The organism is Pseudomonas sp. PvP100, from assembly GCF_017833055.1.
Taxonomy (GTDB): domain Bacteria; phylum Pseudomonadota; class Gammaproteobacteria; order Pseudomonadales; family Pseudomonadaceae; genus Aquipseudomonas; species Aquipseudomonas syringae.
Genome location: NZ_JAFIBO010000001.1, coordinates 5079690 through 5100474, shown reverse-complemented (window position 1 = coordinate 5100474; position 20785 = coordinate 5079690). Strand labels below are relative to the sequence as shown.

General features: G+C 62.7%; 11 protein-coding genes. 4 read left to right on the top strand and 7 right to left on the bottom strand.

Translation table 11 applies throughout. From position 1 onward, the window contains the following. Positions 1 to 209: 209 nt before the first annotated feature. Both JOE39_RS22075 and mscK read left to right on the top strand, forming a co-directional pair. Positions 210 to 1952, top strand: coding sequence for a potassium/proton antiporter (locus tag JOE39_RS22075; RefSeq protein WP_003422423.1), 1743 nt, complete (start codon positions 210 to 212; stop codon positions 1950 to 1952). 38 nt (positions 1953 to 1990) lie between these two features. Continuing rightward, positions 1991 to 5380 carry a mechanosensitive channel MscK gene (gene mscK / locus JOE39_RS22070; RefSeq protein ID WP_024648809.1) on the top strand — a complete coding sequence of 1130 codons (3390 nt, stop codon included), beginning with the start codon at positions 1991 to 1993 and terminating at the stop codon, positions 5378 to 5380. A gap of 65 nt (positions 5381 to 5445) precedes the next feature. Here mscK and JOE39_RS22065 read toward each other — a convergent pair whose 3' ends face one another. Genes JOE39_RS22065 through JOE39_RS22045 form a run of 5 tightly spaced genes read right to left on the bottom strand, consistent with a single transcriptional unit; the run spans position 5446 to position 11600 of the window. Then, positions 5446 to 7179 carry a biotin carboxylase N-terminal domain-containing protein gene (locus JOE39_RS22065; RefSeq protein ID WP_210078279.1) on the bottom strand — a complete coding sequence of 578 codons (1734 nt, stop codon included), beginning with the start codon at positions 7177 to 7179 and terminating at the stop codon, positions 5446 to 5448. After that, positions 7176 to 8780: a 5-oxoprolinase/urea amidolyase family protein gene (locus tag JOE39_RS22060; RefSeq protein ID WP_210078281.1), complete on the bottom strand. Its 1605-nt coding sequence runs from the start codon at positions 8778 to 8780 to the stop codon at positions 7176 to 7178. The genes JOE39_RS22065 and JOE39_RS22060 overlap by 4 nt, the downstream gene beginning before the upstream one ends. A 9-nt stretch (positions 8781 to 8789) precedes the next feature. After that, the gene (locus tag JOE39_RS22055) at positions 8790 to 9584 is read right to left on the bottom strand and encodes a putative hydro-lyase (protein ID WP_046265962.1); all 795 of its coding nucleotides are present in this window, start codon (positions 9582 to 9584) and stop codon (positions 8790 to 8792) included. A gap of 2 nt (positions 9585 to 9586) precedes the next feature. Continuing rightward, the gene (locus JOE39_RS22050; protein WP_003422431.1) at positions 9587 to 10351 is read right to left on the bottom strand and encodes a 5-oxoprolinase subunit PxpA; all 765 of its coding nucleotides are present in this window, start codon (positions 10349 to 10351) and stop codon (positions 9587 to 9589) included. A 16-nt stretch (positions 10352 to 10367) separates the two neighbouring features. Next, on the bottom strand, positions 10368 to 11600 hold the full coding sequence (locus JOE39_RS22045) for an NRAMP family divalent metal transporter (protein ID WP_003345192.1): 1233 nt from the start codon (positions 11598 to 11600) through the stop codon (positions 10368 to 10370). A 253-nt stretch (positions 11601 to 11853) separates the two neighbouring features. On the opposite strand from JOE39_RS22045, the gene JOE39_RS22040 reads away from it, so the two are divergent. Continuing rightward, positions 11854 to 12519 carry a GntR family transcriptional regulator gene (locus tag JOE39_RS22040; RefSeq protein ID WP_080341290.1) on the top strand — a complete coding sequence of 222 codons (666 nt, stop codon included), beginning with the start codon at positions 11854 to 11856 and terminating at the stop codon, positions 12517 to 12519. Between the two features lie 138 nt (positions 12520 to 12657). Beyond that, complete coding sequence (gene selO, locus JOE39_RS22035; protein ID WP_210078283.1) at positions 12658 to 14121, top strand: protein adenylyltransferase SelO; 1464 nt, start codon at positions 12658 to 12660, stop codon at positions 14119 to 14121. Between the two features lie 190 nt (positions 14122 to 14311). Here selO and JOE39_RS22030 read toward each other — a convergent pair whose 3' ends face one another. Both JOE39_RS22030 and JOE39_RS22025 read right to left on the bottom strand, forming a co-directional pair. Further along, positions 14312 to 14782, bottom strand: coding sequence for a chemotaxis protein CheW (locus JOE39_RS22030; protein ID WP_003392217.1), 471 nt, complete (start codon positions 14780 to 14782; stop codon positions 14312 to 14314). Beyond that, a complete protein-coding gene (locus tag JOE39_RS22025) occupies positions 14775 to 20759 on the bottom strand; it encodes an Hpt domain-containing protein (protein ID WP_210078285.1) in 5985 nt (1994 codons plus the stop codon). Before JOE39_RS22025 ends, JOE39_RS22030 begins: the two co-directional genes overlap by 8 nt. Positions 20760 to 20785: the final 26 nt, after the last annotated feature.

The following is a 20785-nucleotide window of genomic DNA, read 5'->3' as shown; positions in this document are numbered from 1 at the left end:
GGCAAGAAGGCCTGGTCTGCGGTATATAACTATGTGTCAGCCGCTGGATTGCAACCAATCGTGAGCCCGGAATCGCCGGTCTGGGTCAATCGCTCGAAATTGCTCTTTGACAGCCAAGCAATTCAACAGGTTAAATCCCTTGGCACGCGGACTGCATGGTCAGCTTTCGCCCTTCCCGCTTCAATTCAGTTTTCTACGGAGTACCGCCTTTGGACGCCACCACCATCAACAGCCTGTTCCTGATCGGCGCGTTGCTGGTAGCCGCGAGCATCCTGGTCAGTTCTCTTTCGTCACGCCTCGGCATTCCGATCCTGGTCATCATCCTCGCAGTAGGCATGGTCGCAGGCGTCGATGGCGGCGGGATCATCTTTGATAACTACGCGACCGCCTACCTGGTCGGCAACCTTGCGCTGGCGGTCATCCTGCTCGACGGCGGGCTGCGAACGCGGGTGGCCAGTTTCCGGGTTGCGCTATGGCCGGCCTTGTCGCTGGCGACGGTGGGCGTGCTGATCACCACGGTACTGACCGGCATGATGGCTGCGTGGCTGTTCAATCTCAGCGTTATTCAGGGCCTGTTGATCGGCGCGATCGTCGGCTCCACAGACGCCGCGGCGGTGTTCTCACTGCTGGGCGGCAAAGGCTTGAACGAGCGCGTTACCGCCAGCCTCGAGATCGAGTCGGGCAGCAACGACCCCATGGCCGTATTCCTGACCGTCACCCTGATCGGCATGCTGGCCAGTGGGCAGACCGGCTTGCACTGGGGACTGCTGGGGCACCTGATCCAGGAATTCGGTATCGGCAGCTTCATCGGTCTGGGCGGCGGCTGGATCCTGCTGCAACTGGTCAACCGCATCAATCTGGCCGCCGGCCTCTACCCGATTCTGGTGATCGCCGGTGGCCTGGCAATCTTCGCCCTGACCAACGCCATCCACGGCAGCGGCTTTCTCGCGGTCTACCTGTGCGGTCTGGTACTCGGCAACCGGCCGATTCGTAGTCGCCACGGCATCCTGCACATGCTCGACGGCATGGCCTGGCTGGCACAGATCGGCATGTTTCTGGTGCTGGGCCTGCTGGTCACGCCGCACGATCTGCTGCCGATTGCGATACCGGCGCTGGGTCTGGCGCTGTGGATGATTCTGGTGGCACGTCCACTGTCGGTGATGGTCGGCCTGCTGCCGTTCAAGGCCTTCCATGATCGCGAAAAAGCCTTTATCGCCTGGGTCGGCCTGCGTGGCGCGGTACCGATCATCCTCGCGGTGTTCCCGCTGATGGCCGGCCTGCCCAACGCACAGCTGTACTTCAACCTGGCGTTCTTTATCGTGCTGGTTTCGCTGTTGCTGCAAGGCACCAGCCTGCCGTGGATGGCCAAACTGCTCAAAGTGACGGTTCCGCCTGATCCCGCGCCGATTTCCCGGGCCGCGCTGGAGGTGCACGTCACCAGCGAATGGGAGTTGTTCGTCTACCGCCTGGGCGCCGAAAAGTGGTGCATTGGCGCGGCTCTGCGTGAACTGAAGATGCCGGAAGGCACGCGTATCGCGGCACTGTTCCGCGGCCAGCAACTGCTCCATCCGTCCGGCAGCACGACGCTGGAAGTGGGTGATCTGCTGTGCGTGATAGGCCACGAACATGACCTTCCAGCGCTGGGCAAATTGTTCAGCCAGGCACCGCAGCGTGGGCTGGACCTGCGTTTCTTCGGCGACTTCGTGCTCGAAGGCGACGCAAGGCTGGGTGAAGTGGCGGCCCTGTATGGCCTGAAACTCGACGGCATCGACCCAGGCATGCCGCTCAGCCAGTTCATTGTGCAGAAGAACCGTGGCGAGCCGGTGGTGGGCGACCAGATTGAATGGAATGGAACTATTTGGACAGTTGCCGTCATGGACGGGAACAAGATCCAGAAAGTGGGCGTCAAATTCCCCGAAGGAACCCGCCCGGGCCCCGGACTGTTCCTTTAAACTGCCAACCCACACGTATCATCATGCGACCGGTGTCTATGTTTTCCCTGCGTTCCTTTTGTGCTGCCGCACTGTTTGCGCTCTGCCTGTCTTCCTTCCCGGTGCTCGCCGCCGACCCGCCCAGCAGCGACGCTGTTCAGCAAAGCCTCGACAAGATTGCCGACCGCAAGCTGCCAGACGCCGAGCAAAAGGCACTGCAACAAGTGCTCGAGCAGACACTGGCCTTTCTGGCCAGCAAGAAGGACAGCGAACAGAAACTCGAAGCGCTCAAACAGCAGCTTGCCCAGGCGCCAAAACAGACGTCGGAAAACCAGCGTGAACTGGCCCGCCTGAAAGAAAGCAAAGTGGTGCCCGTGGCCCAGCGTTATGGCGGCCTCGACGTACCGCAGCTGGAGCAACTGCTCAGTCAGCGCAGCACCCAGCAAAGTGATCTGCAGAGCGAACTCAACGACGCCAACAGCCTGGCCATTACCGCGCAAACGCGGCCGGAGCGTGCGCAGACTGAGATCAGCGCCAACCAGACGCGCATCCAGCAGATCAACGCCATCCTCAAGAATGGCAAGGACAACGGCAAACCGCTGAGCGCCGACCAAAGAAACCTGCTCAATGCAGAGCTGGCCTCGATCAACGCCCTCAACCTGCTGCGTCGCCAGGAACTGGCCGGCAACAGCCAATTACAAGACCTGGGCAACAGCCAGCATGACTTGCTGACCGAGAAGGTGGCGCGCCAGGAGCAGGAAATTCAGGACCTGCAGACCCTGATCAACGACAAGCGTCGTGCCCAGTCGCAAAAAACGGTCGCCGACCTGTCCCTGGAAGCGCAGAAGTCCGGCGGCAGCAGCCTGCTGGCCACCGAGAGCGCCGCCAACCTCAAGCTGTCGGACTACCTGTTGCGCGGCACCGATCGCCTCAACGAGCTAACTCAGCAGAACCTCAAGACCAAGCAGCAACTCGACAACCTGACCCAGACCGATCAAGCCCTCAGCGAGCAGATCAATGTGCTGAGCGGCAGCCTGCTGCTGTCCAAGATTCTCTACAAGCAGAAGCAGGCGTTGCCGCATCTGGAGCTGGACAAGGGCCTGGCCGACGAAATCGCCAACATCCGCCTGTATCAGTTCGACATCAACCAGCAACGCGAACAGATGAGCACGCCGACCGCTTACGTCGAGCGGCTGCTCGCTACCCAGCCGCCTGAAAACGTCACCCCGCAACTGCGTCGGACGCTGCTGGACCTGGCCATCACCCGCAGTGACTTGCTGGAGCGCCTCAATCGCGAGCTGAGCGCGTTGCTCAACGAATCCATCACGCTGCAATTGAACCAGAAACAGCTGACCAGCACCGCTCAAGGGCTGCGCGCCACACTCGATGAGCAGATGTTCTGGATCCCCAGCAACAAGCCGCTGGACGTGGAATGGTTTCAGAATATCTGGCCACGCCTGCAAAAGCAGGTCTCCACCCTGCCCTGGACGTCCAGCCTAAGCGAACTGTCAGACGGCCTGACCCAGCGCCCGCTGCTGTTCCTGCCCTTGCTGCTGTTGATCGGCATACTGACCTGGAGACGCAAGGCGCTGTACCAGAAGCTCAATCGCCTGCACGCCGATATCGGTCACTTCAAGCGTGACAGTCAATGGAAAACGCCACTGGCGCTGCTGTTCAACGTACTGCTGGCCATGCCCGTCGCACTGGGACTGGCCCTGTGCGGCTACGCCCTGCAGATCGACGCCCGTGGTCAAAACGCCAACCTCGGCGAGGCATTGCTGCAGATCGCACTCGCCTGGCTGGTGTTCTACACCGCCTATCGCGTACTTGCACCGCAAGGCGTTGCGCAGTTGCACTTCCGCTGGGAGACCGCGCAGGTCGAGTTCCTGCGTGGCTGGGTACGGCGTCTGGGGCTGGTCGTTCTGGCCCTGGTGGCGGTGGTGGCCGTTGCTGAACACCAGCCTGCCGCACTGGCCGACGACGTACTGGGGATCGGCGTAGTTCTGACCTGTTACGCCCTGATGACCTGGCTGCTCGCCCGCCTGCTGATCTCCAGCCCCACGCATCACAATGCCTCACTGTTTCGCAAAACCGTCGGCGTGGTGTTCACGGCATTGCCGGTCGCGCTCTTCCTCGCGGTTTGCTTTGGCTACTATTACACCGCGCTCAAGCTCAGCGACCGCCTGATCGACACCCTGTACCTGATGATGATCTGGCTGATGGTCGAGGCGACGTTCGTCCGTGGCCTGAGCGTGGCCGCCCGGCGTCTGGCCTATCAGCGCGCGCTGGCCAAGCGTCAGGCAGCCAGAGAAAACGGCGACAGCGACATTCCGGTCGAAGAACCCAAGCTGGACATTGAACAGGTCAACCAGCAGTCGCTGCGCCTGATCCGTCTGGCCCTGCTGGCCGGATTCGTCGGCGCGCTGTACCTGGTGTGGGCCGAGCTGATCACCGTGTTCGCCTACCTGGACAACATCATTCTCTACGAATACACCAGTGGCACCGGGGCCAACATGAGCATGGTGCCGATCAGCCTGAGCGACTTCCTCGGTGCGGGGGTGATCATCGTCATCACCTTCGTACTCGCCGGCAACCTGCCCGGCCTGCTGGAAGTGCTGGTGCTGTCACGCATGAACCTCGCGCAGGGCAGTGCCTACGCGACGACCACGCTGCTGTCATACACCATCGCCGGCGTCGGCTTCGTCACCACGCTGTCGACGCTGGGCGTGAGCTGGGACAAATTGCAGTGGCTGGTCGCGGCGCTGTCGGTGGGTCTGGGCTTCGGCATGCAGGAAATCTTCGCCAACTTCATTTCCGGCATCATGATCCTCTTCGAACGTCCGGTGCGGATCGGCGACACCATCACCATCGGCGCCCTGTCGGGGACGGTCAGCAAGATCCGCATCCGTGCCACGACCATCACCGACTTCGACCGCAAGGACATCATCGTCCCGAACAAGACGTTCATCACCGGCCAGCTCATCAACTGGTCGCTGACCGACACCGTCACCCGCGTAACCCTCAAGCTGGGCGTGGATTACGGCTCGGACCTGGACCTGGTGCGCTCCCTGCTGCTGCAAGCCGCCCGGGAAAATCCTCGGGTGCTCAAGGAACCAGAGCCGATCGTCTACTTCCTGAACTTCGGCGAAAGCACCCTCGACCACGAACTGCGCATGCACGTACGCGACCTGGGCGACCGCAACCCGGTGCTCGACGAGATCAACCGCTTCATCAATCGCGAGTTCAAGAAGCAGCACATCAACATCTCGTTCCGCCAGATGGAGATCTACCTCAAGAACACCCAAGGCCTGGAATACAAACTGGTGCCCGCAGAGCCGGTCGACAAGCACGGCGCACCGGCTGGGCAAACAACGCTGCAACCGGTGAATACCCAAGTGACCCCGGCGACCAAGGATGCGCCCGAGCCGCCTGAGTTGCGGCTGGATTGAGAAGAGTGAAAGTGTGTGTCGACCGGGCTACAGCACGGTCGACACGCTAGCGATTAGCGATTAAATCAGGCCTCAACCCGCCCAATCACCACCTTCGCCTCCAGATACCCCCCAGGCTCCTTGCTGATCTGCACGGTTCCGGCACACGGTGCCAGTATCGATGTTTCCATCTTCATCGCCTCCATGATCGCGATCACCTGTCCCTTCTCTACCGTCGCACCGTCTTCAACCGCCCAGGCATGCAGGTTGCCCGCGACCGGCGTCAGCACTGCGTGCGGGTCCGGGGCGTCGGCCGCTGGCTGGCTGGCGTCAGCCGGGGCGGCAGCGTTCAGGCTCATGCCGGCCAACAGCGCAGCAGGCAGGCCCAGTTCGTGGCGTTTGCCGTCGATTTCAACGAAGGTACGCAGCACGCCGGGGTCGACCGGTTCTGCGTTGCGCGGGGCGATGGTGACGTGCTCGGCGAAGTCGGTTTCGATCCAGCGGGTGTGGACGGCGAAGGTATTGGCCGCGGTGAAGTCGTCATGGTCCATGACCGCCCGGTGGAACGGCAGCACGGTGGCCACGCCTTCCACCTTGAACTCGGCCAGCGCACGGCGGGCGCGGCTGATGGCCTGTTCGCGGGTTGCGCCGGTGACGATCAGCTTGGCGATCATCGAGTCGAAGTTCGGTGAGACCCTTGAGCCTTCTGCAACGCCGGTGTCCAGGCGTACGCCCGGACCGGACGGCGGCTGAAATAAAGTGATAGACCCCGGCGTCGGTAGAAAGCCGTTGCCCGCGTCCTCAGCGTTGATACGGAATTCAAAGCTATGGCCGCGTGGCACAGGCGTGCCATCGAACGACAGCGGCAGGCCGTCGGCGACGCGAAGTTGTTCGATGACCAGGTCCACGCCGCTGGTTTCTTCCGTCACCGGGTGCTCGACCTGCAAGCGCGTGTTGACCTCCAGGAACGACAGGGTGCCGTCGCCGCTGAGCAGGAACTCCACCGTACCGGCACCGACATAGCCCGCTTCGGCGCAGACCGCGCGAGCCGACTCGTGAATGCGCTGGCGCAGTTCGTCATTCAGATAAGGCGCTGGCGCTTCTTCGATCAGCTTCTGGTTGCGACGCTGCAACGAGCAGTCACGGGTGCCGACCACAACCACCCGGCCATGACGATCGGCGATGATCTGCGCTTCGATGTGCCGTGGGCGGTCCAGAAAGCGCTCGACGAAGCACTCGCCACGACCGAACGCGGTCACCGCTTCACGCACCGCAGACTCGTACAGCTCGCTGACTTCATCGAGCTTCCAGGCGACTTTCAGGCCGCGACCACCGCCGCCAAAGGCTGCCTTGATGGCAATCGGCAGGCCGTGCTGCTCGGCAAACGCGACCACTTCAGAGGCATCTTTTACCGGGTCTTCTGTACCGGCCACCAGCGGTGCGCCGACTTTCAGGGCAATGCGCCGGGCCTGGACCTTGTCGCCCAGTGCGTCGATGGTCGCAGGATCGGGACCGATCCAGATCAGACCGGCGTCGATCACCGCGCGGGCGAATTCGGCGCGCTCCGAGAGGAAGCCGTAGCCCGGATGAACCGCATCGGCACCGGCGCGCGCGGCAACCGCCAGCAGCTTTTCGATGTTCAGGTAGGTGTCGGTCGGGCGCTCACCCTGCAGACCATAGGCTTCATCGGCCTGACGCACGTGCAGCGCGTCGATATCAGCATCGGCGTACACCGCCACCGAGGCGACTCCGTAGTCACGGCAGGCACGGGCAATACGAACGGCGATTTCGCCACGATTGGCAATCAGAACCTTTTTCATCTGTTCTTGGTCTCGTCTGAAGTGGCGGGGCGCACTGGCTCGAAGGCGCTCAGCGGGTTGAAGCGAATGCGGGCATTGACCGGAATCTGCCCGGCCTTGTCCAGGTGATAGGTGGCAACTGCGCCGATGACCGGGTAACCGCCGGTCAACGGGTGATCGGCCAGAAACAGCACCGGCTGGCCACTGGGCGGCACCTGAATGGCGCCGACCGTGGTGCCCTCGCTGGGCAACTCGCCAGCGACGGCACGTTGCAGCGATTGCTCGCCTGCCAGGCGAATGCCGATACGGTTGGATTGCGGCGTGACCAGCCAGGTCTGTTGCGCCAGCAGTTGCTGGGCTTCGGCGCTGAACCAGTCACTGCGCGGGCCCATGACCACATCCAGGATGATGACCTCATCGCTACGCGGCATCTCGAAGGCCGGTTGTTCGGCAGTCGACACCGCAGGGCCACCGGTTCTGCGCGTGAAGCCCAGCCGGTCACCCGCGGCCAGCGCCGCGGGCCCAACCTGGGCCAGCGTGTCTGTGGACAGACTGCCAAGCACCGGCTCATGAATGAAACCGCCACGAACCGCCAGATAATTGCGCAGGCCGGCGCTGGGCGAACCGATGCTCACCTGATCGCCGTTCTGCAAAGCCAGCGGTGCATACAAGGGCGCCTGCAACTTTTGCCCTTCGGCGGTCTGCACTTCGACGCTGGCCTGAGCACCGGTAATCGCCACAACGGTCTGCCCCTGACAGGTGAAGGTCAGACCACCCATGAGAATCTCCAGACACGCGGTCGCCGGATCGTTACCCACCGCGCGGTTGGCAGCGCGCAAGGCGCCGCGATCCAGCGCGCCCGATGCGGACACACCCTGCCCCGCCCGACCGGGACGCCCCATGTCCTGAAACAGGGTTTGCAGACCTGGCGTCTCGATCTGCAGATAGTCTTCGCTGACCGTCGTCGCCTGCGGTCGGACAGGTGCAGCAACCTGCACACGGGTCTCCGGGAGCGGACCGGCATCCTGGAAACGCACGCGGTAGCCAGGCTGGAGCAAGGCGGGCTCGTCGCGGCCCAGATCCCACATGGTTGAGGTGGTCACCCCGATAATCTGCCAGCCGCCGGGGCTGGCCTGAGGATAAATGCCACTGAAACCACCGGCCAGTGCCACGGCGCCAGCCGGAATACGTGTGCGCGGCGTGCTGCGCCGTGGCACCACAAACCCGGCACCGCCGCTGAGGTAGGCAAAACCGGGTGCAAAGCCGCAGAAGGCAACGTTGTAGTCGCTGCCGGTGTGGCGCTTGATCACTTCCTCGACGCTGATGTCCAGCTCGCGGGCGACATCGGCCAGGTCTTCGCCGTTGTAATGCACAGGTATTTCGATCAGCTTGCCCGCCTCGCGGGCCTTGCCACGAATGTCGCGCGAGGCGATCTGTGTGGCGAGCGCTTTGAAACCGATGGCTGACGGACGAAAGTGCACCAGCAACGTTCGGGCGGCCGGGACGATTTCCTCGACGCCAGCGATGGGCATCTGCTGTAACGATTCGAACAGGGCCAGGGTCTCGTCCAGATTCGACAGTTCAACCAGGAGTGCATCCAGGTTGGCCGGGTAGAAACGCATGAGCCTCTCCTATACGTGGTAGTAGCTGTCCGGAATATCGGTAATGAACATGTGGCCCGGCGCGTGGGAAATCGCAAACGGCACACGGGACGCCATGACTACTGCCTGCGGGGTCACACCGCAGGCCCAGAACACCGGAATCTCGCCGGGCCTGATCGTCACCGCATCACCAAAATCAGGGCTCGCCAGGTCGGTGATGCCGAGCAGTCCAGGCTCGCCGACATGTACCGGCGCGCCGTGCACACCGGGGTAGCGACCGGTGATGCGCGCCGCTTCGGCAACCCGGTCCGCGGCGATCGGGCGCATCGACACCACCATGTTGCCCTGCAGGCGTCCGGCCGGGCGGCAGACGCGGTTGCTGCGGTACATCGGCACATTGCAGCCTTCGCTGATGTGGCGCACATCGATGCCGGCGTGCATCAGGTCGGTTTCGAAGGTGAAACTGCAGCCAATCAGAAAGCTGACCAGATCAGTGTGCTGCGCCCAGATGTGGCTCACGTCACTCAGTTCTTCGGCCAGTTGCCCGTCGCGCCATACCCGGTACAGCGGCAGGTCGGTGCGCAGATCAGCCTGCTCGGCCAACAGCGTGGTGTGGCTGCCGGGCTCGGTCACATCCAGCACCGGGCAGGCTTGCGGGTTACGCTGCGCGAACAGCAGAAAGTCATACGCCCATTCACGCGGCAGCGTGATCATGTTGCACTGGGTCAGACCGGGCGCCTGGCCAGCGGTCGGCGCGACGAATCCCTGGCGATAACGGGCACGGGCGGCGCTGGCTGCCTCGCGGGCGAGTTGCAGTGAATTCATGATCAGCCTCGATTGAATGCGCGGACAGTGACGCCTGCGTCGTGCAAACGGTCTTTCAGAATACGCGCGATGTTCACCGCGCCCGGACTGTCGCCATGCACGCAGATTGAATCGGCCTGCAGGCTGATTTCGCGGCCATCTTCAGCCTCGATGACGCCTTCGCGCACCAGGCGCAGCATGCGCTCGGCGATCCGTTCGGCGTCGTGCAGAACCGCACCGGGCCGCGAGCGCGAGACCAGCGTGCCTTCAGCGGTATAGGCGCGGTCGGCGAACGCTTCGGCAACGCAAGAAAGCCCGGCTTCGCGTGCCCAGTCGAGCAGCGGCGAGTTGGCCAGGCACACCAGCTTCAGTGCGGGATCAATGCGCAGCAGCGCCTGAATGACCGCCGCGGCCTGACGCTGATCACCGGCAATGGTGTTGTACAGCGCGCCGTGAGGCTTGACGTAGCTCACGCTCGTCCCGGCGCTGCGAGCCAGGCCCTGCAGTGCGCCGATCTGATAAATGACATCGGCGGTCAGCTGGTCGCTCGGGATGTCCATGTTGCGGCGGCCGAACCCTACCAGGTCCGGGTAGGCCACATGCGCGCCGATGGCAACGCCCCGGGCCGCAGCGGCCTCGAGGGTGCGCAGGATCCCGGCCGGGTCACCGGCATGGAAACCGCAGGCCACGTTGGCGCTGCTGACCACATCGAGAATCGCCTCGTCATCGCCCATGCTCCAGGCGCCGAAGCTTTCACCGAGGTCACTGTTGAGGTCTATCGCAGGCATTTTTTGTTCTCCGAAATCAGGCTGCATTGATGAAGGCAAAGATGGGACCGACTGATTTGAACGCCATGTACCACGACAGCAGACAGGTCAGCACGCCCAACACTAATAGCCAGCGCGGGTAGTGGTAGCCGTCCATCATGTCGGACCGGCGCCAGCCGACGTACATGAAAATGCTCAGGCCCAGTGGCAGGATCAAGCCGTTGAAGCCCCCGGCAAAGACCAGCAGCGCGGCTGGTGGTTTGCCCCACATGACGTATACGACAACGGTGATCAGGATAAAGCCGACCGTCGCCAGGTTGCGCGCGCGTTCGGTGATGCGTTTGGAAAACACGGTGATGAACGACATCGACGTATAGGACGCGCCGATCACGCTGCTGATGCCGGCCGCCCAGAGCACCAGGCCGAACATGATCAGGCCGAAGTTGCCAGCGGCAGCGGTGAACGCCTGGGCTGCGGGGTTTGCACCCTTGCCGGACACATCGATGACGACGCCGCTGGCGACCACGCCGAGGATCGCCAGAAACAGTATGTAACGAACAACGCCGGTGACCAGAATACCGGTCAGCGCCGCCTTGGACACCACATCGATGTTCTCGACCCCGACGGTGCCGCGATCCAGCAATCGGTGAGCACCGGCGTAAGTGATATAGCCGCCGACCGTGCCACCGACAATGGTGGTGATGGCCGCGAAATCGACCATGTCCGGCAGAATGGTCTGGCGCAGCGCTTCACCCAGCGGCGGGTGCGAGGCAAAGGCGGCGAACAGGATCAGGCAGACCTTCAGGGTGCCCAGCACCATCATGATGCGGTCCATCGCGATGCCGGCGCGGTGCGACGAGAAGATCGCAATGGCGATCAGCGCGCTCAAGGCGCCACCCCATTTGGGGTCAAGACCGGTCAACGCATTCAAGCCCAGGCCCGCACCGGCGATGTTGCCCAGACTGAACACCAGGCCGCCGAAGATGACCAGTACCGCGAGCAGATAACCGCTGCCCGGAATCGCCGCGTTGGCCAGATCGGCCGCGCGCATTTTGGTCAACGTGACGATGCGCCAGACATTCAGTTGCACCACGAAGTCGATCAGGATCGAGGCCAGGATGCCGAAAGCGAACGCTGCCCCCAGCGTCGCAGTAAACGTAGCTGTCTGGGTCAGAAAGCCAGGACCGATGGCAGACGTCGCCATCATGAAGATCGCGGCGATCAAAGAGGCGCGGCGCGCCTTGGTGAACTCATTGGCAGTCTGTGTCACGGCGGCATTCCTGAGATGAGAGGTATTTTGCCAGAGCAATGACCATGCCAAAGGTCATTCAAGTACGCCAACTTGTAGATACATAAAGATAATATTGTTGAACAATGCATGCGGTATGGATCAACCATATGCACCATGTTGTTACGCAGGGACTCAGGTGTGCTACCTGATGATGCATCTGCTGACCTTCGTCCTTGCCAGCCAATGAGCTGTCGTGGAATATCGACCTGGCTTTTCTTTCTCTGGACCCTTTATGAACGACGCTGCCTCTGCCCTCCCTCGCACCCTCGGAGAATCGATCACCACTGAGCTTCGCAGAATGCTGGTCGAGGGCGAGCTGGTACCTGGTCAGCGCCTCTCGGAAGCCGCTCTCGCCGAGAGTCTGGATATTTCCCGTAACACCCTGAGAGAAGCCTTCAGAGTGCTGACCCGCGAAGGGCTGCTGACCCACGAGCCCAATCGCGGGGTCACCGTGGCCAAGCCTGATATGGCTTCGATCATCGATATCTACCGCATTCGACGCTTCATCGAATGTGGAGCGATTGCCCAGGCTTATCCACAGCATCCCGGTGTGCTGCACATGCGCAATGCGGTCGAGGCCGGCGTGCAGGCGCGTGAGGCCAAGGACTGGGTTGCCGTGGGCACCGCCAACATGATGTTTCACAAGGCCATCGTCGAGCTGTCCGACAGCCCGCGACTGGTGGCGTTTTATGCGCAGATATCGGCAGAGTTGCGGCTGGCCTTCGGCTTGCTCAACAATCCGGAGCTGCTGCATTCGCCTTATCTGGACATGAATGCTGCGGTACTCGGGCGCCTGGACGCGGGCAAGACCGATGAGGCGACGCGCATGCTCGAGGATTATCTGGTGCAATCGGAACGAACGATTCTGGCCGCCTTCGAGCGAAGCCGGAACCGGTAGTCCGGGCGCAGCCCCCATCACCAGAACTACCACCCAGGGACCCGGTCTACGGGTTCTGACCGTTGCAACACGCCCGACGAGCCAGGCAGGCCGCCGCTTCGTTGAAAGCCTGAAATTCCCCTCTGGAGGCGATACGCTTTGAAAGCACTCGACGAACTCATTCTCGACAACCGCTTTGCCCGTCTGGGCGATGCGTTTTCTACTTCCGTGCTGCCTGAGCCCATTGATGCGCCGCAGCTTGTGGTTGCCAGCCAGTCAGCACTGGCACTGCTGGACCTGGCGCCTGGACAGGCCGATCTGCCGTTGTTCGCGGAAATCTTCAGCGGCCACAAGCTGTGGTCCGAAGCAGAGCCTCGGGCGATGGTGTATTCCGGGCATCAGTTCGGCTCCTACAACCCGCGCCTGGGGGATGGCCGTGGCCTGCTGCTAGGCGAGGTGTACAACGACGCCGGCGAGCACTGGGACCTGCACCTCAAGGGCGCCGGCCGCACGCCGTATTCGCGGATGGGTGACGGGCGCGCCGTACTGCGCTCGTCGATCCGCGAGTTTCTGGCTTCCGAGGCTCTGCACGCACTGGGCATCCCCAGCAGCCGCGCGGGGTGTGTGGTCAGCTCCAGCACGCCGGTATGGCGCGAAACCCAGGAACATGCCGCTATGGTGCTGCGTCTGGCACAGAGTCATGTGCGCTTCGGCAGCCTGGAATACTTCTTCTACACCAAGCAGCCAGAGCAGTTGAAGACCCTCGCCGAGCATGTGCTGACGATGCATTACCCGCATTGCCAGGAGCAGCCGGAGCCGTATCTGGCGATGTTCCGGGAAATCGTCGAGCGCAACGCCGAGCTGATTGCCAAGTGGCAGGCCTACGGCTTCTGCCATGGTGTGATGAACACCGACAACATGTCGATTCTGGGCATTACCTTCGATTTCGGACCGTTCGCGTTTCTGGACGATTTCGATGAGCATTTCATCTGCAACCACTCCGATCACGAAGGTCGCTACTCCTTCAGCAATCAGGTGCCTATCGCGCAATGGAACCTTAGCGCGCTGGCGCAGGCGCTGACCCCGTTCATCAGCGTGGAAGCGCTGCGTGAGGCCATCGGTTTGTTCCTGCCGCTGTATCAGGCCCACTACCTGGACCTGATGCGCCGCCGACTGGGCCTGACCGTTGCTCAGGAGCAGGATGAACAACTGGTCAGCCAGTTGCTGAAATTGATGCAGAACAGCGGCGTGGATTACACCCTGTTCTTCCGCCGCCTGGGTGATCAGCCAGCCGCCGAGGCGTTGCGCACGTTGCGTGACGACTTTGTCGATATCAAGGGCTTCGATGGCTGGGCGCAAGCGTATCAAGCGCGTATTGCCCTTGAGGACAACGGCACCGAGCAGGAGCGTCAGACCCGCATGCATGCAGTCAATCCGCTGTACATCCTGCGCAACTACCTGGCGCAGAACGCCATCGCTGCTGCGGAAAAAGGCGACTACGAAGAAGTCCGCCGCCTGCATCAGGTGCTCTGCACCCCCTTCACCGAACAGCCCGGCATGCAAGGCTACGCCCAACGACCGCCGGACTGGGGCAAGCACCTGGAAATCAGCTGTTCGTCGTGAGGCTTTGATTCCCTATCGTGCCCATGCTCAGCGTGCTCCGCGCCCTGTCTTGACTGTGCGGCGCGGCGCAGATCTGTGACGCGGAGCGTCACGCACGGCATTCCCACGCTGGAGCGTGAGGAACGATCATCACCCTATCGTGCGGCGCTCCGCGTCGCATGCAGTTCTGGACGCTCCGCGTCCTCTTTAACTATGACAGCCCTGCATCCACCAACCATTGTTCCAGCCCTTCGAGGTCGGGAATGCGGGCTACGGTTTCGCCGATCTGTACGGCGGCCAGTTCCAGTTCGGCCAGCGGGACGTCGACGTAGCTCAACTGGCTGTCGACCTTGCACGAGCGCGGGATGCCCTGGGTCAGCAGGGCGATGAATCTGACGTCGTTGCGTCCGCCCAGCGCGTTGAGCACCACGATCCGGGCTCGACCGCCAACGCGGGTGCGGCCTCCGCAGGCAGCTTCGAAGCTGAGCAGTGGCAAGGTCAGTTCGCGCCAGCTGATCGGCCCGAGGTACCACTCAGGGGCGTCCGGCTCTGCGCTGCAATCCTGATAATCGATCAACTCGGCGACCGCGACATTGGGCAGCAGCAGATGCCGGTCACTCAACGGCACCAGCAAGCCGGTCAGGCTGGTCAGACGGCTTGTCTGAAACGTGCCTTCAGACATGTGCCTGGCTCCAGTAAGCGATGCTCTCCAGCAATACGGTTTCCTGATACGGCTTGCTCAGGTACTCGTTGACGCCCACCGCCATCGCCCGATCGCGATGCTTCTGGCCCGAGCGGGAGGTGATCATGATGATAGGCAATTCCTTGAGCTGTTCGTCTTGGCGGATCTGGCTGGCGACTTCAAAGCCGTCCATGCGCGGCATTTCGATATCGAGCAGCATGATGTCAGGCGTGTGCTCCTGCAACAGGGTCATGGCATCGACACCGTCCTTGGCGGTCAGCACGTGCATGCCGTGGCGTTCCAGCAAGCGGCTGGTAACTTTGCGCACCGTCACCGAATCGTCCACTACCATCACCAACAGCGGTCTGGCGTGCTCGGCTTCGTGGTAGGCAGGCGCCATGCCTCCTCTGAAAGGCAAGCCCTGCAAGGTACGAATCTTCGCCATCAGATCAAGAATCAGCACCACTTGCCCGTCACCCAGGATGGTCGCACCGGAAATGCCCTGCACCCTGGAGAACTGCGGGCCGAGGCTCTTGACCACGATCTCGCGCGAGCCTGCCAGCGCATCGACCTGCACCGCCACCCACTGATCCTGCAGATGCACCAGCAACACCGGCAGCGGCTGCAATTGCCCGGCCAGCCGGGGCGGACTGCTGCCCAGCAACTCGCCCAGATAGCGCAACTCGTAACTGCGCCCACCATATTGATAGCGCGGCGGGGTGGTCTGGTAATAGCCGTCCAGTTCATTGGCCATGACGCGCACGATGCCATCGACGGTATTGAGCGGCACCGCATACTGTTCTTCGCCGCACGTCACCATCAACGCCCGATTGACCGATACCGAAATCGGCAGTCGAATACGGAAGCGCGTGCCCTGGCCCGGTACCGAGTCGATGACCATCGAACCGCCCAGTTGCTTGACCTCGGCGTGCACCACATCCATGCCCACGCCACGGCCGGAAATCTGGGTGATGATCTCGCTGGTGGAAAAACCCGCCTGCAGGATGAACGGCAGCACTTCATGGTCGGACAGATCGGCATCCGGATGGATCATGCCGCGCTTGATGGCTTTGCGGCGTACCGCAGCGAGGTCGACACCCGAGCCGTCATCGCTCAGTTCGATGACCATATCGCCGCCTTCGTACATCAATTCCAGACTGATATGGCCCTGTTCCGGCTTGCCGGCAGCGATGCGTTTTTCGGTGCTTTCAAGCCCGTGATCGACGGCATTGCGCAGCATGTGCTCCAGTGGCGCGACCATTCGTTCCAGCACGTTGCGGTCCATTTCACCGTCGGCGTTGCCCACTTCGAAATGGACTTTCTTGTGCAGTTCCGAGGCCACCTGGCGCACCACGCGACGCAGGCGCGGCACCAATCGTTCGAACGGCACCATGCGCGTACGCATCAGGCCTTCCTGAAGCTGGGTGTTGACCCTGGCCTGTTGCGACAGCAGCGTTTCCGCGTCGCGTGCACGCGCGCCGAGGGTTTCCTTGAGGTCCATCAGGTCGGACGCCGATTCGAACAGCGCGCGCGACAACTGCTGCAACTGGGAATGGCGGTCCATTTCCAGCGGGTCAAACTCTTCATAGCCCAGCCGCTCGGCCTGAACCTGCTCACGGCTGAGAATGCGCCCCTGGGTTTCCATATCAAGACGACGCAACTGATCGCGCATCCGCTCGATGGTGGTTTCCATCTCTACCAGGGCGATCTGTGAATCAATAATCTGCTGTTCAATACGTCCACGGAAGATGGAGGTTTCGCCGGCCAGGTTGACCAGGTCTTCCAGTTGCTCGGCAGGCACCTTGACCATTTCCGGACCACTGCGCTCGACCTCGCCCTCGGCGACCGGGGCCACGGCGACCACCGACTCCGGATGGACCTCCAGGCCCTGCGCAGCCAGCACTGCGCCCGACGGCTCGTCGGTGGCCAGTCTGCGAATGCTCTCAATCAGCAAGGTCGCGTCAGGCAGCGGCTTGTCACTGCGCACGGCATCGAGCATGTCGGCCAGCACATCCTGGCCGCTCTGCAACAGCCCCATCATCAACGGCGCGGGCTGCAGGCTGCCGGCGGAAAGCCCCTCGTAAAGCGTCTCCAGCTCGTGGGCCAGATCGCCTATCGGAGCAATTTCCACCATCCGCGCGCCGCCCTTGAGGGTGTGCAGGTCGCGCAGCAGGTTTTCGACTTCCAGCATGTTGTGCGGATCGGCCTGCCAACGCGCCAATGCTGCGCCCGAGCTTTCCATGATGTCGAAACCTTCCTCGAGGAAGACTTCACGCAGCTCGGTGTCATGCTCTGGAGGATCTTCACTGGCGGCAGGCGAGGCCTGCGCCTCAGGCCCGGCGCTCTCGAGCGTGCGGCAGCTGCGCAGCGCCTCGATCAAAGCCGAAGGGTCGCTGAGCGCTTCCTGCCGATACAGCTGCTCAAGCAGAATGGCCAGATGGTCGTGGCTCTCGTGCAGCAGCTCGGCCAGCGTCGGCGAATGGTTGAAGCGCCGGTCGATCAATCCCTCGTAGAGGTTTTCCAGTTCGTGGGCCAGGTCGCCCACCTCGGCCACCTCAGCCATCCGCGCACCGCCCTTGAGGGTGTGCAGGTCGCGCTGCAAGGAGGCCAGCGGCGCAGGGTTTTCCGGATCGGCCAGCCAGCGCTGCAAGGCTTGACCGGCGCTGTCGAGGATATCGACGGCCTCTTCCAGAAATATCTCGACGATTTCGTCGTCCGGCCCGGCAACTTCAGTCTCAGTGTGCCCGGCCTCGCTGGCCAGCTGCGCGGTGGCGGCGTTGAGCTCGGTAACGCTCAAGGTGCGGTGGCCGTCGCTCTTGACCAGCCCGGTCGCCGAAGGGTCAAGCGCCTGATCCAGCAACTGGTTCAAGGCACGCACGCATTCGGGACGTGGCTCGACATCCTGACCAGCGGCCACCTGATCAAGCATGTTGATCAGCGCTTCGTGAGCATTTTCTGCCACATCGAAAAAGCGCTCGCTGACTGCCAGACTGCTTTCCTCGACCGCGCCGTAGAGATCGAGCAAGGCTTCGCACAGCTCATCGACCTGCGGCAGGTCGGCCAGATGCGCGCCATGACCGAGGGTGGTCAGCTCGTCGAGCAGCGCGCTCAGTTCCTGGCGTTCGCCGGGGTGCTGCCTCCAGCCCCGCAGCAGGTTTTCCGCATCCAGCACGATGTCCATGCCTTCGGCCAGAAAACCGGCGAGCAACGTGGGGTTGCGCTTGATACGCAGGCCGCTGTCCGACTCACGCAGCACCACGGTGAGGCGGTCGTTGAGCATCGCCAGGGCAGCCTCGATCAGCGGCGCGGCGCCCGGAATATCGGCCAGCGGCGTGCTGTCCAGTTGTTCGAGGCCCTTGTGCAGCAACGGTTCGGCGCTGCGCAGCAGGACGAGCTCCGGTGAACCGATATCGATCAGGTTAGCCTTGTATTCACGCACTAACTGGTCGAGCGGGCTGGCCAGTTCGGCAATCGGCAGCACCCCGGCCATGTGCGCGCTGCCCTTGAGCGTATGCAACGCACGCAGCACCGCGTCGCTGATCGCCGGCGACGCTGATTGTTCGGCGTTGTCGAGGAAGCGACCGAGGGTATTCAGATGGCCGAGCGCTTCCTGACGAAAAATCTCCAGCAACTGTGGATCGAGCGGTTCGTCGGCAACAGGCTGGCTTGGCGCATGATCATCCGCGGCTGGCAGCATCGGTGGCTCCAGCCCGTTGGCCAACGCATGGGCGCGAGCCGCCAGCAGGTCGACATCATCGCGCTGACACTGTGCACCTTCGGCAAAGTCGCGGATGACCGACGGCAGCAGCGCCTGCACTTCACTCATCAGTTGCTGCACTTCCAGGCCCGGCAGCACTTCGCCTTCCAGCACCCGGTTGAGCAGGTTTTCCACCGACCAGGCCAGTTCGCTGAGGATCAGCGCACGCACCATCCGGCCGCTGCCCTTGAGGGTATGAAACGCACGACGCACTTCGGTCAGCGCCGTGCTGTCCCAGTGGCCGTCGCGGCCGAGCGAGGCGAACCAGCGCGGCAGGTACTCACGCAGCGCGTCGAGCACCTCGTCGGCCTCTTCGAGAAACACATCGCGCAACTCGTCGTCCACCGCCTCTTCCCCGGCCGAGGGCGGCAACAGGCTGGTGGGGACGTTACGGGCGGGCGGGTTAACGGCGGAGACCGGGCTGGCGAGGACCTGGGCAATGGTTTGCGTGGGGCTGACCAGCGCCTTGCGGTCATCCAGTTCCAGCAACTCGTCCTGAGTGATGATTTCTTCGAGCAACGGCACTTCGAGGGTGTCCGCAGCAGGCGTATAGCCCAGCCGTGCCAGGCTTTGCTGGGCCATGTCGAGCACCTGGTCGCCCGGCGCCTGATGATCTTCGAGCATGCGCTCCAGGTAATACTCGATGCCAGTGATGGTGTCGGCCAGGCAATCGAGCTGAACCCAGGTGGGACGGGTTTCGTCCACCAGCAGGTGTTCCTGAATGTATTCGTTGCAGGCGGCCAGCAGGCTGGCCGCACGGGCCAGCGGGATCATGGCCAGCGCACCACGAACCTGCACGATCAGCGCGCACAGCGGATCGAGCCGCTGCCGGTCCCACTCGCCGTCGATGTAATCGAGGATCACATCCTTGGCCTGCTGCAACACGGTGCGGGCTTCGCGAATCACCAGTTGATGAATCTGCGTCAGGTCGGTGGTCGGCAGGCGGCTTTCTTCGCGGCTGACCTGCTCGTGGCTCCCGGCCATGCCGGCAAGGGTCGATTCGACGTAGAGCAAGGCACCCGCCACATCCATCAGCGCCGCGTCGCTGGGCTCGCGCTGCCCCTGGGCCAGACCGAGGACCACAGACAACTGATCGATGATCACCTTGCGCGGCTGGCCGAAACCCAGCACCGCCAGGGTATCGGCAATCTGCCGCAACGGCGGCAGCAACGCGTTCAGCTCGCTGACATGCTGACGGTCGCCGCGCACGAACACGTCGAGCCGTTCCTTGACCCTGACCAGCCCTTCGCACAAGGCCACGATCACCGAACGCATGGCGTCTCGGTCCGGACCGGCCATGCGGGCGCGCTCTTCGTTGACCACGTCGTTGCCGGGCAAGGCATCGGTCAGCGCGTACTGGTCCTTTAGGTCGAGCATCTTCGGCGCCAGGCTGTCGGACTTGGCGATGTAGAACAGCAGGCTTTTCAACAGCTCTTCGGGGGCGGGCTGATTGATGCCGATGACGCCCTGCTCGGCCAGACGCTTGAGTTCCTTGTCGGCGTCCTTCAACAGACTGCGCAGCGCCGGACTGTTGGTGAAGTTGCCGTTGAGCATGGTTTCGACCAGTGCCGAGGCGATCCGCCAGAGCGCACCGAGCGGCGCGTCTTCGCACAACTGCTCAAGCCGGGCAAACACCTTGGCCATGTAACCGAGCTGGGTCTGCACGCCCTGCTCGCGCATCAGGCCGGCCAGCGCCGCCTGCAGGGTCTGGCGCAGCTTGCGCAGCAGGTTGGGCAATTCAGGGGTATTGCGCCGCGCCAGCTCCTGCTCATCAAGCGGCGGCACGACGACCAGTTGCGGGGCGAACAGGCTGGTTTCCGAGAGCAGACTTTCGCCCCGCGCGCTGCGCAGGTCATTGAGCAGTGGCAAGACCACCAGCGGCAGATCGCGGCGCGCGGAATGAATGCGCTCCAGGTAAACCGGCAACTGACTCATGGCCTGGATCAGCAGTTGCTCGGACTCGACCGGATGGCTGACACGGTTCTGCTGGACCGCCAGCGCCAGTTGCTCGATTTCCTCGGCCAGCAACGCGGCGCCGTAGAACTCGATCATCTGCAGACTGCCGTGAACCTGATGCACCAGGTTCAGGCACTCGGCCATCGCCGCAGCATTGGCCGGGTCTTCGATGAACAGGTCCAGCGCCTGACGGGCCTGGCGCAGCGTTTCGGCGATCTCGCCCTTCAGCCACTCAAGAGCAACGTAATCGTGACGATCAGCCATGACGAGTACCGTCCGTTACCCAATCA